The sequence below is a fragment of the Agrobacterium sp. lyk4-40-TYG-31 genome (assembly GCF_030209855.1).
In the GTDB taxonomy this organism is placed as follows: domain Bacteria; phylum Pseudomonadota; class Alphaproteobacteria; order Rhizobiales; family Rhizobiaceae; genus Agrobacterium; species Agrobacterium vaccinii.
Window position 1 is genome coordinate 1 of sequence record NZ_JARVRE010000013.1, and the last position, 13,727, is coordinate 13,727.

General features: G+C 58.0%; 12 protein-coding genes. 7 read left to right on the forward strand and 5 right to left on the reverse strand.

Annotated elements, in window-relative coordinates; all coding sequences use genetic code 11:
* The first annotated feature begins 197 nt into the window (after nt 1–197).
* From lhpI to QRN55_RS21175, 4 genes are all read left to right on the forward strand, one after another.
* A complete protein-coding gene (gene lhpI, locus QRN55_RS21160; protein WP_284778203.1) occupies nt 198–1,145 on the forward strand; it encodes a bifunctional Delta(1)-pyrroline-2-carboxylate/Delta(1)-piperideine-2-carboxylate reductase in 948 nt (315 codons plus the stop codon).
* 13 nt (nt 1,146–1,158) lie between these two features.
* Nucleotides 1,159–3,639 carry an ATP-dependent helicase HrpB gene (gene hrpB, locus QRN55_RS21165; RefSeq protein ID WP_284778274.1) on the forward strand — a complete coding sequence of 827 codons (2,481 nt, stop codon included), beginning with the start codon at nt 1,159–1,161 and terminating at the stop codon, nt 3,637–3,639.
* A 14-nt stretch (nt 3,640–3,653) separates the two neighbouring features.
* Nucleotides 3,654–4,961: an ActS/PrrB/RegB family redox-sensitive histidine kinase gene (locus QRN55_RS21170; protein ID WP_284778204.1), complete on the forward strand. Its 1,308-nt coding sequence runs from the start codon at nt 3,654–3,656 to the stop codon at nt 4,959–4,961.
* 69 nt (nt 4,962–5,030) lie between these two features.
* Complete coding sequence (locus tag QRN55_RS21175) at nt 5,031–5,621, forward strand: ActR/PrrA/RegA family redox response regulator transcription factor (protein WP_284778205.1); 591 nt, start codon at nt 5,031–5,033, stop codon at nt 5,619–5,621.
* A gap of 3 nt (nt 5,622–5,624) precedes the next feature.
* Here the strand turns inward: QRN55_RS21175 and QRN55_RS21180 are convergent, their stop codons facing one another.
* A complete protein-coding gene (locus QRN55_RS21180; RefSeq protein ID WP_111841250.1) occupies nt 5,625–6,110 on the reverse strand; it encodes an MmcB family DNA repair protein in 486 nt (161 codons plus the stop codon).
* Between the two features lie 185 nt (nt 6,111–6,295).
* Here QRN55_RS21180 and QRN55_RS21185 point away from each other — a divergent pair, with 185 nt between their 5' ends.
* The gene (locus QRN55_RS21185; RefSeq protein WP_284778206.1) at nt 6,296–6,982 is read left to right on the forward strand and encodes a L,D-transpeptidase; all 687 of its coding nucleotides are present in this window, start codon (nt 6,296–6,298) and stop codon (nt 6,980–6,982) included.
* 73 nt (nt 6,983–7,055) lie between these two features.
* Here QRN55_RS21185 and QRN55_RS21190 read toward each other — a convergent pair whose 3' ends face one another.
* The 4 genes from QRN55_RS21190 to hslV form a co-directional block, all read right to left on the reverse strand.
* Nucleotides 7,056–9,224, reverse strand: coding sequence for a malate synthase G (locus tag QRN55_RS21190; protein ID WP_284778207.1), 2,169 nt, complete (start codon nt 9,222–9,224; stop codon nt 7,056–7,058).
* A 123-nt stretch (nt 9,225–9,347) separates the two neighbouring features.
* On the reverse strand, nt 9,348–10,304 hold the full coding sequence (locus QRN55_RS21195; protein ID WP_284778208.1) for a DUF1402 family protein: 957 nt from the start codon (nt 10,302–10,304) through the stop codon (nt 9,348–9,350).
* Between the two features lie 149 nt (nt 10,305–10,453).
* A complete protein-coding gene (gene hslU / locus QRN55_RS21200) occupies nt 10,454–11,761 on the reverse strand; it encodes an ATP-dependent protease ATPase subunit HslU (RefSeq protein ID WP_111841254.1) in 1,308 nt (435 codons plus the stop codon).
* Nucleotides 11,762–11,837: 76 nt separating this feature from the next.
* Nucleotides 11,838–12,362: an ATP-dependent protease subunit HslV gene (gene hslV, locus QRN55_RS21205; RefSeq protein WP_112501142.1), complete on the reverse strand. Its 525-nt coding sequence runs from the start codon at nt 12,360–12,362 to the stop codon at nt 11,838–11,840.
* A gap of 199 nt (nt 12,363–12,561) precedes the next feature.
* Here hslV and hisB point away from each other — a divergent pair, with 199 nt between their 5' ends.
* Nucleotides 12,562–13,158 (forward strand): imidazoleglycerol-phosphate dehydratase HisB, encoded by a 597-nt coding sequence (gene hisB / locus QRN55_RS21210; RefSeq protein ID WP_112501141.1) that lies wholly within the window; start codon nt 12,562–12,564, stop codon nt 13,156–13,158.
* A gap of 73 nt (nt 13,159–13,231) precedes the next feature.
* Nucleotides 13,232–13,726, forward strand: a complete 495-nt coding sequence (locus tag QRN55_RS21215) for a DUF2628 domain-containing protein (protein WP_284778209.1) — start codon at nt 13,232–13,234, stop codon at nt 13,724–13,726.
* The last annotated feature ends 1 nt before the right edge of the window (nt 13,727 follow it).

Below are 13,727 nucleotides of genomic sequence, written 5' to 3' on the forward strand. Positions count from 1 at the left end.
ACTCACGAAACAAGTCAACAGCACCCCAGTAAAAAAATCGACATATTTTGTAAGTAATTGTTTTCGCTAGAAAATTTGCAATCCAAAGCTATCAACGCCCCAAAACGCCCCGAATTACCCAGCGCAAACAACGCCGCCACTTCACCAGCAACCGCCACGTTGATAAACTCCCGCACATATAATCAACGGGAGCTCTCATGCTGGTCCTAAATGAAGAAGAAACACGCCGCGCCCTGCCCTGGCCCGAACTGATCGACGCCATGGAGGCGATGTTTCGCGAAGGCTGTGTTGTCCCCGTCAGGCACCACCACGACGTCGAGGTGCCGGGTGAGAATGCAGCGACCCTGTTGTTGATGCCTGCCTGGGTGCCAGGCTCCTATATGGGCGTGAAGATACTCTCGGTCTTTCCCGATAACAGCGTCCGGTCACTTCCCGCGATTTTTGGGACGTATCTCCTATCATCCGGCACAACAGGCGAAATGCTGGCTGCGATAGAAGGTGGCGAGCTGACGGCGCGGCGAACGGCAGCGACATCTGCACTGGCTGCAAAATATCTTGCCCGTGCGGATGCCGCATCCATGTTGATGGTCGGAACCGGACGTCTTTCCCTCAATCTGATGCAGGCCCATGCGGTCGTTCGGCCATTGACATCTTTCCATGTGTGGGGACGCAATGCTTCGGCAGCGGAGAAGACTGTGCAAGAGGCACGTAAGCTGGGCTTCGACGCGCGGGTTGCCGATAATCTGGAAGGCAGCGCGCGGGTTGCCGACATCATTTCCTGCGCAACGCTCTCCAACGAACCGCTGATCAAAGGAGAATGGTTGAAGCCGGGAGCGCATCTCGATCTGGTCGGTGCGTTCAAACCCACCATGCGCGAAAGCGACGATAACGCCGTCCAGCGGGCTCATGTCTTTGTCGATACATTCGAAGGCGCGCTGAAGGAAGGAGGCGATATCGTCCAGCCTCTGGCTTCAGGTCTGATAGATCGCCAACATATCCGCGCTGAAATGTCTGATCTTGTTTCAGGTCGGCATAACGGTCGAGAAAAGGATAGCGACATAACCCTGTTCAAGTCGGTGGGTGCGGCGCTGGAGGATCTGGCGGGTGCTATTCTTGCCTATGAAAGCCTGAAGGTGAAACGCTGAGCGCATGAGTGGCATGAAGACGATATTGCAGCGCATGCTTCCTCCCCTGCCCGTCACGGATGTGCTTGCAGACATTGGCGAGGCGTTGTCCAGCCGCAGGCGGGCCGTGCTTTCTGCTCCGCCGGGTGCCGGTAAAACCACGCTCGTTCCCCTCCACTTGCTGGATCAAGCGTGGCGTGGAAACGGCAAGATCATCTTGCTTGAGCCGCGACGGCTGGCTGCGCGCGCTGCCGCGAGCCGCATGGCATCGCTGTTTGGTGAGGCCGTTGGCGAGACGGTGGGTTACCGGATGCGCCTTGATAATCGCATTTCCGGCAAGACACGGATCGAAGTTGTTACCGAAGGCGTATTTGTGCGCATGGTTCTGGATGATCCAGAACTCAAAGGCGTAGCTGTCGTAATTTTCGATGAATTTCACGAGCGGTCCCTTGATGGCGATTTCGGTCTTGCCCTGGCTTTGGACGTGCAAACCGGCCTTCGAGACGATTTGCGGATTCTCGTCATGTCGGCGACGCTCGATGTCGAGCGGGTGACGGCGCTTCTGGATGGCGCGCCTGTCATCAAGAGTTTGGGCCGCAGCTTTCCCATCGATATTCGCTATGATGACCGCGCCGGACAGGAGCGCGTTGAAGACCGGGTGGCGCGCGCCATTGTGGAAGCCCACAAAGCCGAGGAGGGTTCGATACTGGCCTTCCTGCCGGGGCAAGGCGAGATATTGCGCAGCGTCGAGCGGTTGGAAGGACGCTTCGGGTCTGACACAGCAGTCATTCCGCTCTACGGCAACCTGTCCCAAAAGGAACAGGACGCCGCGATAAAGCCGACCGAGGACGGCAAGCGCAAGATCGTTCTTGCGACATCGATTGCCGAGACATCGATTACCATCGATGGCGTTCGCGTGGTCATCGACAGCGGTTTACAGCGCCTGCCGGTTTTCGAGCCATCGACAGGCATGACACGGCTGGAAACGGTGAAGGTCTCCCGCGCGTCTGCGGATCAGCGGGCTGGTCGTGCCGGTCGAACCGAACCGGGCATTGCCATCAGGCTGTGGCACGCGGGCCAGACAAATGCCCTCCCAGCCTTCACGCCACCGCAGATTCTGGCGAGCGATCTTTCCAGTCTTGTCCTGGATCTTGCGCATTGGGGTGTCGGCGATCCGGCATCCATGGCTTTTCTGGATCAGCCTCCTGAAGCCGCCTTTCACGAGGCGCGTCAATTGTTGATGAGCCTCGGTGCGCTGGATGCGACGGGAGGAATAACGCCGCGTGGTCGCAAGATGCGCGCGCTTGCCCTGCCGCCTCGCCTCTCCGCCATGGTGATCGCGGCGCAGGAGGCTGGCCATGGGCAAGAGGGAGCAATGCTCGCGGTTCTGCTGACGGAGCAAGGGCTCGGCGGCAGCGATATCGATCTGGAGGAGAGGTTGCGGCGCTTCCGGCAGGAAAAGGGCGAGCGCGCGACCGCCGCCAAGGGCCTCGCCCGGCGAATCGTATCTTCGCTCGATGACGGCGCGCGTAACGCGCCCGCGATCCCTGCTACGGCAGGTGAACTTCTGCTGCATGCTTTTCCAGACCGCATTGCCTTGCAGCGCGGCGGACGTGGGCGCTATGTCATGGCCAATGGGCGCGGAGCAGAACTGAGCGAGACGGAACGCCTTGCCACGGAAAAGATGCTGGTCGTTGCCGATGCCACGGGCCGCGCCGCACAGCCTCGTATTCTCGCCGCAGCCTCGATCAGTCGCGAGGATGTGGAAGAGCACATGCCGGACAGTATTCGCAAAGAGGACCAGTTGTTTTTCGATAAGGCCAGCGGACAGGTCCGCGCGCGCCGTGTCACGCGGATCGGTGCGATCATTCTGGACGAAACGCCCCTTGGGAAGCCGACTGGCGAAAAGGCCGCTCTGGGCCTTGCAAACGGCATCAGGGACCATGGTCTCGATATCGTGCCCTTTTCCAAGGAGGTGCGACAGTTGCGCCAACGCCTCGGCTTCCTCAACCGCACGATCGGTGAACCGTGGCCGGATATGGATGACGAAGCGCTCATCGCGCGGCTGGATGAATGGTTTGTCCCCTTCCAGCATGATGCCAAAAGCACGCAGGACATCAGGTCTTCAGGCATCATGGATGGGCTTCTGTCGCTGGTTCCGCACGCTGCCCAGCGCGAGTTGACGAAACTTCTGCCGACACATTTTCAGGCTCCGACCGGCCAAAGACACGCCATCAGCTACGATGGTGAAGAACCCACGCTGACGATCCGGGTTCAGGAACTCTTCGGTTTGAAACAGCACCCGGCCGTTGCAGGCGGCAAATTGCCACTGCTTCTGGAATTGACCTCGCCTGCGCACAGGCCGATACAGACGACGCGGGATCTTCCCGGTTTTTGGGCTGGGTCCTGGAAAGACGTGCGTGCAGACATGCGCGGGCGCTATCCGCGCCATCCCTGGCCGGAAGACCCGGCCTCGGCAGAACCGACAAATCGCGTGAAGCCACGCGGCACATAGACAGGAGACGGTGGATGGCGCCCCAGCCAGAAGAAAGCACACGATTTGGCCGCGCCAGCCGTCATATTCGTTTGCAAACCATCGTCTGGTTGCGATGGCTGGCAGTCGTTGGACAGACGGCGACGATCCTGATCGTCGCCTTCGGGCTCAATTTTCCGCTGCCACTGCTGACCTGCGCGGTGCTGATCGGTGCACTTGCCGTCGCAAACCTGTTTCTATCCGCCCGTTTTCCGGCGACCTATCGTCTTGAACCCTGGGAAGCGACACTTCTTCTGGCGTTCGATCTGTTGCAGTTGACGGCCCTGATCTACATCACCGGGGGGCTGTCCAATCCTTTCGTGCCCTTGATCTGCGTGCAGGTCATCATTGCCTTCGCCTCGCAACCCATGAAGCATTCGCTGATGTTGCTCGCCTTTGCACTGGCCTGCGTGACAGCCATTGCGTTTTCGCCCTTTCCTGTTCCCTGGTACCCGGGAGAGACCCTGCCGATCCAGCTCATCATCCATGTCGGCATCTGGTGCTCCATCGTTGCTATGATGCTGTTTGCAGCGTTTTATGCCTATCGCGTTTCGCATGAGGCGAACCAGCTCGCGGATGCACTGGCGGCGACGGAACTGGTTCTGGAACGTGAAAAGCACCTTTCACAGCTGGATGGCTTGGCAGCGGCGGCGGCACATGAGCTTGGCACCCCGCTTGCGACCATCAGCGTCGTCGCAAAGGAAATGGAGCGCGAGCTTGGAAATGACGAACGTTTTCGTGAGGATGTCGCCCTGTTGCGCAGCCAGAGCGAACGTTGTCGCGATATTCTGCGCCGGCTAACCTCTCTATCTGCGGAGGGGGACGAGCATTTGCGAACGTTGCCGCTTTCGTCCCTGATCGAAGAGGTCATGGCCCCACACCGCGAGTTTGGCATCAAGCTTCGGTTGGTGGAAAAGAGCGAGCGGAGTGGCGAGCCTGTCGGTTCCAGAAACGCCGGGATCATCTATGGTCTCGGCAACCTCCTGGAAAATGCAGTCGATTACGCCCGCGAATCCGTGACGGTGACGACGCAGCATGACCCACAGCAGGTCCAGGTGATCGTGGAAGACGATGGGCAGGGCTATGCACCTGATATACTGTCACGCATTGGCGAGCCCTATGTCACCAAGCGTCAGAACGAAGCGCGCGCGGGTGGGCTGGGGCTTGGTCTCTTCATCGCCAAGACATTGCTGGAACGTTCCGGCGCGACATTGACATTCGAGAACCGCGGGCCAGATGCCGCCGGAGCCAGAGTAACGGTCGTCTGGCCACGCGACATCATGGACGACAAGAGACACCAGTGACTTTATTGCGCGCTTGAAAGCAGTAAGGTCGAACTCATATGGCTGAGACAGACCGCCGGAGACCAAAGGATGAGTGACGACACACAAAAAAACGAGGCTGAAGCCATCGTATCCAACGAAGGTGATGCGATCGGGCCGGACAAGTCGCTTCTTATTGTCGATGACGACGGCCCGTTTTTGCGGCGCCTGGCGCGCGCCATGGAAACGCGCGGTTTTGTCGTGGATACGGCGGAATCGGTCAGCGAAGGCATCACCAAGTCGCGGCTGGCCCCTCCGAAATATGCGGTGGTCGATCTGCGCCTCGGCGACGGCAACGGTCTTGAAGTGATCGAAGCCATACGCCAGCATAGGGATGACACGCAGATCGTGGTGCTGACCGGCTATGGCAACATCGCCACGGCGGTGACGGCGGTCAAACTCGGCGCCCTCGACTATCTGGCCAAACCCGCCGACGCGGACGATGTCTTCAACGCCTTGACGCAGCGCGAAGGCGACAAGATGGACCTGCCGGAAAATCCGATGTCAGCGGACCGTGTCCGCTGGGAGCATATTCAGCGCGTCTACGAGATGTGCGAGCGCAATGTTTCCGAGACGGCGCGGCGCCTCAACATGCATCGTCGCACGCTTCAGCGCATTCTGGCCAAGCGGGCGCCGAAGTAAGGCTCAGTCGGTGTAGCTGTCGCCGGTGGACCACTCGGCCATCATCAAGCGCCGGGCTGCGGTGCGGGAAAAGTCGAGCATAACGGACTTTCGTGTCGCGGGCGGCAGCCTGTGTTCCGGCGCATCCCGCAGCATGTGCGCGCCATAGCCATCCGAAACGAACAGACCGCAGTCCTCGGGGAAGATATCGAGCGGCACGGCGGCATGCGTTGCAAAAAACAGGCGGTCGCAGTGCTGTCGATAATCAGGCCATTTGCGATCGACCTTGAAATCCTCGATGGAGGATTTGATCTCGATGATCCATATTTCGCCCTTGACCGACAGGCTGATCAGATCGGCGCGGCGACCGCTTGAAAGCGGCAGTTCAGGCAAAACAGAATGGCGCATTTCGTGGAGCAATATCTGCACACCACGTCGCACCAGCATGGCGTTTGCCGACTGCCGTCCGTCGATTAACGGATTATTGTTGATGATGGAAAGAATAGTCATGGATAAAACCGGGGTACGGACCCCCTTTCATGTTGCAAAAAGACCATGAAGCCGCAATTTCGCGCGCCGTATTCTCTTGCTGCGGTGCAACGGCTTGCCAACGCAAGATTAATCGAAAATAACCCATCTATTCAATAGATCTTCATGCATCGCCTGATTTGGGCGATATTTCCCGCGAGAAAATCATGCGCATTCGCACATCATTGACTGCCCTCGGCCTGTCTTCGGTACTTGCTTTGACCGGTTGCGCCTCCACGACGACTGAGACCTCCTCTGCTCGTCCGGTTGCTGCCCCCGTCGTCGTCGAAACCACCCAGATCTTCGGTGACGAAGTTTACGGTGCGACGACCGATGCAGGCTACGCTCTGCCAGCCATTCCGATCAACCGCGTCGACAAGCGCTTTCACCGTCAGGTCGTCAGCTTCGAGACCCCTGAAAAGCCAGGCACGGTGATCGTCAACACCCGTGAACGCTTCCTGTACTACATCCTGCCAGGCGGCAAGGCTGTGCGTTACGGTATCGGCGTTGGCAAGCAGGGCTTTGCATGGGCTGGTGAAGCCTATGTCGCCTGGAAGCAGGAATGGCCCATGTGGCATCCGCCAAAGGAAATGGCCGTTCGCAAGCCGGAAATCTCCAAATACGTCGACGCAGGCATGGGCCCGGGCCTCACCAACCCGCTGGGTGCACGCGCCATGTATCTCTTCAACGAAAAGGGTCAGGACACGCTGTTCCGCATCCATGGTTCGCCAGAATGGGCTTCCATCGGCACGGCTGCGTCTTCGGGCTGCATTCGCATGATCAATCAGGACGTTATCGACCTCTACAGCCGCGTCCGCCCGGGCCGCAGCTCCAAGGTCATCGTGATCCAGTAAGGGTCGCAGATACGACGAATAAAAAAGCCGCCGAGGATTATCCCGGCGGCTTTTTTGTTGGGTTGAGATCAGCTTACGCTGTCTGTTTCGCCTTCAGTTCCAGGCGACGGCGGTGGAGAACGGGCTCGGTGTAACCGTTCGGCTGCTCCCTGCCCTTCAAAACCAGCTCAAGCGCGGCCTGAAACGCGACTGATTCATCGAAGTTTCCGGCCATGGCCATATAGGCGTGGTCGCCAGCATTCTGGCCATCAACCACAGCCGCCATGCGCTTCATCGTCTCGACGATCTGCGCTTCCGTGACCACGCCGTGGCGCAGCCAGTTGGCCATGTGCTGGGCGGAAATCCGCAGCGTTGCGCGGTCTTCCATCAGGCCGACATTGTTGATGTCGGGTACTTTCGAGCAGCCGACGCCCTGATCGACCCAGCGCACGACATAACCCAGAATGCCCTGCGCATTGTTGTCCAGCTCACGCTGAATCTCCTCGGCGCTCCAGTTTGGCCGCACCGCGACGGGCACGGAGAGAATATCGCCAAGCTTTGCGCGTTCGCGGTGCTTCAACCCGCTCTGGACTTCGGCGACATCGACGCTGTGATAATGCGTGGCATGAAGCGTGGCTGCGGTGGGAGACGGAACCCAGGCCGTGTTCGCACCCGCCTTGGGATGGGCGATTTTCTGTTCCAGCATCGCGGCCATTAGATCCGGCATGGCCCACATGCCCTTGCCGATCTGCGCGTGGCCGGAGAGACCGCATTCCAGACCGATATCGACGTTCCAGTTCTCATAGGCTGCGATCCAGGAAGCCTGCTTCATGTCGCCCTTGCGAATCATCGGGCCTGCTTCCATCGAAGTGTGGATTTCATCACCAGTGCGATCGAGGAAGCCGGTATTGATGAAGACCACGCGATCCTTGGCAGCGCGGATACATTCCTTGAGATTGACCGTTGTGCGGCGTTCCTCATCCATGATGCCCATTTTGATGGTGTTGGGCGCCATGCCGATCAGTTTCTCGACGCGGGAGAAAATCTCCGACGCAAAGGCGACCTCTTCCGGGCCGTGCATCTTCGGCTTTACGACATACATGGACCCCGCGCGCGAATTCTGACGGCGCCCGCCGGGGCCGACGTCGTAAAGCGCAATCAGCCCCGTGACGACGGCATCCATAATGCCTTCCGGGATTTCGTTGCCGTCACGGTCGAGAATGGCAGGGTTGGTCATGAGATGCCCGACATTGCGGACCAGCATCAGCGAGCGTCCGGGCACCGTCAATGCAGAGCGGTCAGGGGCGGTGTAATTGCGGTCGGGATTGAGGCGGCGCGTGAAGGACTTTCCGCCCTTGGAAACCTCCTCCGTCAGATCGCCGCGCATAAGGCCCAGCCAGTTGCCATAGGCCACGACCTTGTCCTCGGCATCCACTGCGGCAACCGAATCCTCGCAGTCCATGATGGTGGTGAGCGCCGATTCCAGAAGGATATCCGAAATCCCGGCAGCGTCATTCGAGCCGATGGCCGTCGATGGATCGATGACGATCTCGACATGAAGGCCATTCTTGACCAGCAGCACCGTGTCCGGCTTGGACACATCACCACCGAACCCGGCAAATTGCGCAGGGTCCTTCAAGCCATTCCATGTGTCGCTAAGTCTGATTTGGAGCACGCCATCGACGATTTTGACACCGTTTGCGACAGACCAGCTGCCATTGTCCAAGGGTGCGGAACGATCCAGAAAATCGCGTGCCCAGGCTATGACCTTTTCGCCACGCTTTGGATTATAGCCCTTGCCCTTTTCAGCGCCGTCCGCTTCGGAGATCGCATCGGTGCCGTAGAGCGCATCGTAAAGCGAACCCCATCGAGCGTTCGCAGCATTCAGCGCATAGCGTGCGTTCATAACCGGGACGACGAGCTGTGGACCGGCAAGCTGCGCAATTTCGGGATCGACATTTTGCGTATCGACCTTGAAGGCACCACCTTCGGGCAACAGATATCCGATCTCGCGGAGAAACGCTTCGTAGGCATTGAGATCGACCGGCGCACCATGGGTGCGGTACCAGCTATCCAGTTTCTCCTGAAAGACATCGCGCTTGTGAAGAAGCTCGCGATTTTTTGGCGAAAGATCGTGCACGATGCTGGAGAAGCCTGCGAAGAAAGCATCGGGCTCAAGGCCGGTTTCCGGCAGAACGTCGTCCTTCAAAAAACGATAGAGTGTTTCATCAAGCGACAGACCATGCTCTTCAATGCGGCTCACCGGATATCTCCCTTGTCGGTTATGCTTTCGCCAAGAGTGGACGCTGAAACCCCGGCTCGTCAATCACAAGCCGGGGCTAAAGATGTTTTCTTTTTAAAAACAATCCAGCAGCCTGTTCTAAAATCAGAGAAGTTTCTGAAGCTCCGGCAGCTTTTCGTTCACCAGCCAGCCGTAATAATTTTCTTCCGGCCACACCGGCGACCCGCCGCTCTGGCGGTTTTTCTGGGCAAGAGCAGCCGCACGCTGTTGTGATCCGCCGAGATTATAGAGCGTGGAGGTCAGGCCTGGATTTTTCGAAATATCCATATCGGCAATCGACTTGTAATCGTCGATGGATTTGCGGATAGCAGCGGCCATATAAGCCAGCGAATGGTCCGGGTCCATGATGGCGTTATAGACCGCAGCGGCGTCATTCTCATCCAGTTTTTCATAGCCGGACACGCGCGCGACGGCATCCGACAGCATCAGCGCCGTCAGCGGATTGATCTGGCCCAGACCAAATGTCTGCCCGGCATAGAAAGGCTGGAAGAAGACGGAGCTGAAGCGATTGTCGGGATAGCTGACACCATCCACCTTCTTGCCGCGGAAACTGTCGTCCCAGACGTCTTCACGACAGGTCCAGAGGCTGGTGGAATCGCGCTTCGCCTGGCATTTGGAAAATTGCGAATGCGTCAAAAACTGCGCAATGCTCTCATCCTTGTAGCCGAAACGGAAGCTGTTTCCCGCATAGGACGCGGCCTTGACGTAGTAGGACTGCAATCGGTCATAGGCATCCACGTTGTAGGTGTGTTCACCCACGATGGCGCCAATCATGTGGATCGGGTCGATCCCGTAACGACTGGCGGTCGATTTGATTTTCGCAATCAACTGCTTGTCACCCGACAGCAGATCGAACACTTTCTGATACTTGCGGTCATAGGTGGAGTTGGAGCTTTTGGTCCGCCGTGCCGATGCGCCGGGCACGCCGGGCTGCTCGGCATTCCGGTTGCCCGGCGGAACGACCGATGCCGCTCGCGCGAATGACTGTGAGACCGCGCACAAGGCCATGACGGAGGCCAATGCCAGAAGAGTTTTACGCACGAGCGAATGCCTTTTCCTTGGTCGGCACTGTAACAGGACCATTCCGTTGAGCGCCATCAACGCTTTCATTAGCGAAAAGCGTGACCATATGTCGAGAGAAGGCAAGTAAAATAAGAGTGCGGCAACAATTGCCGCACTCGCTGGTCTATTTACAAAATATATCGCGACAGGTCTGTGTCGGCGGCGATATCGCCAACATGCTCCTTCACGTAGTCCTGATCGATCTTGACGGCAGAGCCGCCACGATCCGGCGCGTTGAACGAGATGTCATCCAGCACACGCTCCATCACCGTCTGCAAACGACGCGCGCCGATGTTCTCAACCGACGAATTCAGATGAACCGCAACGTCGGCCAAGGCGTCGATGGCGTCATCTGTGAATTCAAGGTTCAGCTCTTCGGTTGCCATCAGCGCGATATACTGACGGATGAGGCTGGCTTCGGTTTCGGTCAGGATGCGACGGAAGTCCTCCTTGGTCAGGGGTTTCAGCTCGACACGAATGGGCAGACGACCCTGAAGCTCCGGCAGGAGATCTGAGGGCTTCGACACGTGGAATGCGCCTGAGGCGATGAACAAGATATGGTCCGTTTTAACGGGACCGTATTTCGTGGACACCGTCGTCCCTTCCACCAGCGGAAGAAGGTCGCGCTGAACGCCTTCGCGTGAAACGCCTGCGCCCATGCCACCGTCGCGGGCTGCGATCTTGTCGATCTCATCGAGAAACACGATGCCGTCATTCTCGACGGATTTCACCGCCTCGCGCTGGATCAGTTCGTTATCCAGCAATTTGTCGGATTCGTCGCGAATAAGATCAGCATAGGATTTCTCGACCGTGGTGCGCACTTTCTTGCTGCGACCGCCCATGGCCTTGCCGAACATATCGGAAAGATTGAGAACACCGATATTGGCACCGGGCATGCCAGGGATGTCGAAACCGGGCATACCGCTGCTGGTATCGGCAATCTCGATATCGATTTCCTTGGTGTCCAACTCGCCGTCGCGCAGCTTCTTGCGGAAACTCTCACGGGTTCCAGGCGACGCGGTCGAGCCTACCAGTGCGTCCAATACGCGTTCTTCGGCGCTGGCATGGGCCTTCGCCTGAACTTCTAGCCGCTTCTTTTCCTTCACGAGGCCGATGCCGATTTCCACGAGATCGCGAATGATCTGCTCGACATCGCGTCCTACGTAACCGACTTCGGTGAATTTGGTGGCTTCGACTTTGATGAAGGGAGCGCCTGCCAGCTTGGCCAGACGGCGGGAGATTTCCGTCTTGCCAACGCCGGTCGGCCCGATCATCAGGATATTTTTCGGCATGACCTCGTCACGCAGACTGTCGTCCAGCTGCTGGCGGCGCCAGCGATTGCGCAACGCGATCGCCACGGCGCGCTTGGCATCGTGCTGGCCGATGATGTGACGGTCGAGTTCGGAAACGATCTCGCGGGGAGAAAAAGTCGTCATTTTATTCCTTTCGGCATCCTTACCGGCCAGCCGTTTCGGCCCGGCCCGCAGGACCCATCGCTTTGTGAGGCGCAGTCTACTCTGCGTCGAGCGTTTCAATCACGAGATTATGGTTGGTATAGACGCAGATATCGGCTGCGATATCCAAAGCCTGGCGCGCCACCTCTTCCGCTGATTTTTCAGAATCCATCAGTGCGCGGGCAGCAGCAAAGGCGTAATTTCCGCCCGAACCGATAGCGATTGCGCCATGTTCCGGCTCAAGCACATCGCCATTACCGGTGATGGCCAGAGTGATGGACTTGTCTGCCACCAGCATCATCGCTTCGAGATTGCGCAGATATTTGTCGGTGCGCCAGTCTTTGGCAAGCTCCACGGCCGCCCGCATCAGTTGCCCGGGATATTGCTCGAGCTTCTTTTCCAGACGGTCCAGCAATGTGAACGCATCAGCGGTGGCACCGGCAAATCCGGCGATGACGTCACCCTTGCCGATCCGGCGGACTTTGCGGGCGTTGCCTTTCATGACGGTCTGTCCGAGGCTGACCTGACCATCGCCAGCCATCACGACCTTGCCGCCCTTTCTCACAGTAATAATCGTTGTCATCAAACACCTGTTTGCCCCATCAGGGCGTTGCGCTGGGTCGCAAATGCTGACCCGTTCGCAATCTATGTAGGCCTCGATTTTGCGATTACAAATTCCAGCCACGGAAACGACCAAGACGGCATACCGCAACGCAATGTAATGGCTGGATATTTGTGGTTCTTGCTGATAAGGAACCCCGATATTCGTACGGAGCAGCCAGATGGCAGAGCGTAAAGCTGAGATTTCCCGCAAGACGAACGAAACGAGTGTTTCCGTTCGCGTGAACATCGATGGCAGCGGCAAGTCGAAAATTTCCACGGGCGTGGGTTTCTTCGATCATATGCTGGACCAGCTCAGCCGCCATTCGCTGATCGACATGGAGATCGACGTTGCAGGCGACCTGCATATCGATGACCACCATACGGTTGAAGATACCGGTATCGCCATCGGCCAGGCAATCTCTAGGGCACTCGGTGACCGTCGAGGGATCACCCGTTACGCTTCGCTTGATCTTGCCATGGATGAGACGATGACGAAGGCAGCGGTCGACATTTCCGGGCGGCCATTTCTGGTCTGGAACGTCAACTTCTCTGCCCCGAAGATCGGCACATTCGATACCGAACTGGTGCGTGAGTTCTTTCAGGCGCTGGCACAGAATGCCGGAATAACGCTGCATATTCTTAATCATTACGGCGCCAACAACCACCATATCGCCGAAACGTGCTTCAAGGCAGTCGCTCGCGTGTTGCGCACCGCAACAGAGATCGATCCACGGCAGGCCGATCGCGTTCCCTCGACAAAGGGCATGCTGGCCTGAGACAGATGAAATCGTAAGAGCAGCACCGAGGACATGCCCTCTACTGCCGCTCTCAACGTTGTCAGGAAAGCCAATGACATCCTATCTGGTTCTTGAAGCCCCCGGCGGACCGGACAGAGATCACCGGTCGACACGGTTCATCGCTGACCGCTTTTCGTGGCTTGCCCTTTTTTTCCCGTGGATCTGGTTTGTCGTTCATCGTCTGTGGTGGGTGGCCGCTTCCATCGTCGTGCTTCAGGTGGCAGCCGGTCAGATTTCGGGGATAGAGGGATACGGCATATCAGGCGCATTGTTTGCCGTGACTGCGGGATTGATAGCCGGCTTAGAGGGTCGCAACATTCTCGTCCGATATCTCGTGTTCAAGGGATGGGCAATCAAGACGATCGTCACCGCGCATGATCTGGCGACGGCGGAAGACATTTATTTCTCCAACCTGCCCGAAAGCGAAGCCGCAAACGCCAGCACGATTCCCCAGCCCGAGTGGAAGAAGGATCGCAAAGTCGGCACAGGTTTTTCGATGAACGATCCCGCCGGGTCGTTTCAATTCGATCTGAATGGAAGGCGCTGAC

Excerpts from the sequence above, each read along its gene's own strand:
- lhpI (WP_284778203.1), top strand. The coding sequence starts at position 198 with ATGCTGGTCCTAAATGAAGAAGAAACACGCCGCGCCCTGCCCTGGCCC.
- hrpB (WP_284778274.1), top strand. The coding sequence starts at position 1,159 with ATGAAGACGATATTGCAGCGCATGCTTCCTCCCCTGCCCGTCACGGAT.
- QRN55_RS21170 (WP_284778204.1), top strand. The coding sequence starts at position 3,654 with ATGGCGCCCCAGCCAGAAGAAAGCACACGATTTGGCCGCGCCAGCCGT.
- QRN55_RS21175 (WP_284778205.1), top strand. The coding sequence starts at position 5,031 with ATGAGTGACGACACACAAAAAAACGAGGCTGAAGCCATCGTATCCAAC.
- QRN55_RS21180 (WP_111841250.1), bottom strand. The coding sequence starts at position 6,110 with ATGACTATTCTTTCCATCATCAACAATAATCCGTTAATCGACGGACGG.
- QRN55_RS21185 (WP_284778206.1), top strand. The coding sequence starts at position 6,296 with ATGCGCATTCGCACATCATTGACTGCCCTCGGCCTGTCTTCGGTACTT.
- hslU (WP_111841254.1), bottom strand. The coding sequence starts at position 11,761 with ATGACGACTTTTTCTCCCCGCGAGATCGTTTCCGAACTCGACCGTCAC.
- hslV (WP_112501142.1), bottom strand. The coding sequence starts at position 12,362 with ATGACAACGATTATTACTGTGAGAAAGGGCGGCAAGGTCGTGATGGCT.
- hisB (WP_112501141.1), top strand. The coding sequence starts at position 12,562 with ATGGCAGAGCGTAAAGCTGAGATTTCCCGCAAGACGAACGAAACGAGT.
- QRN55_RS21215 (WP_284778209.1), top strand. The coding sequence starts at position 13,232 with ATGACATCCTATCTGGTTCTTGAAGCCCCCGGCGGACCGGACAGAGAT.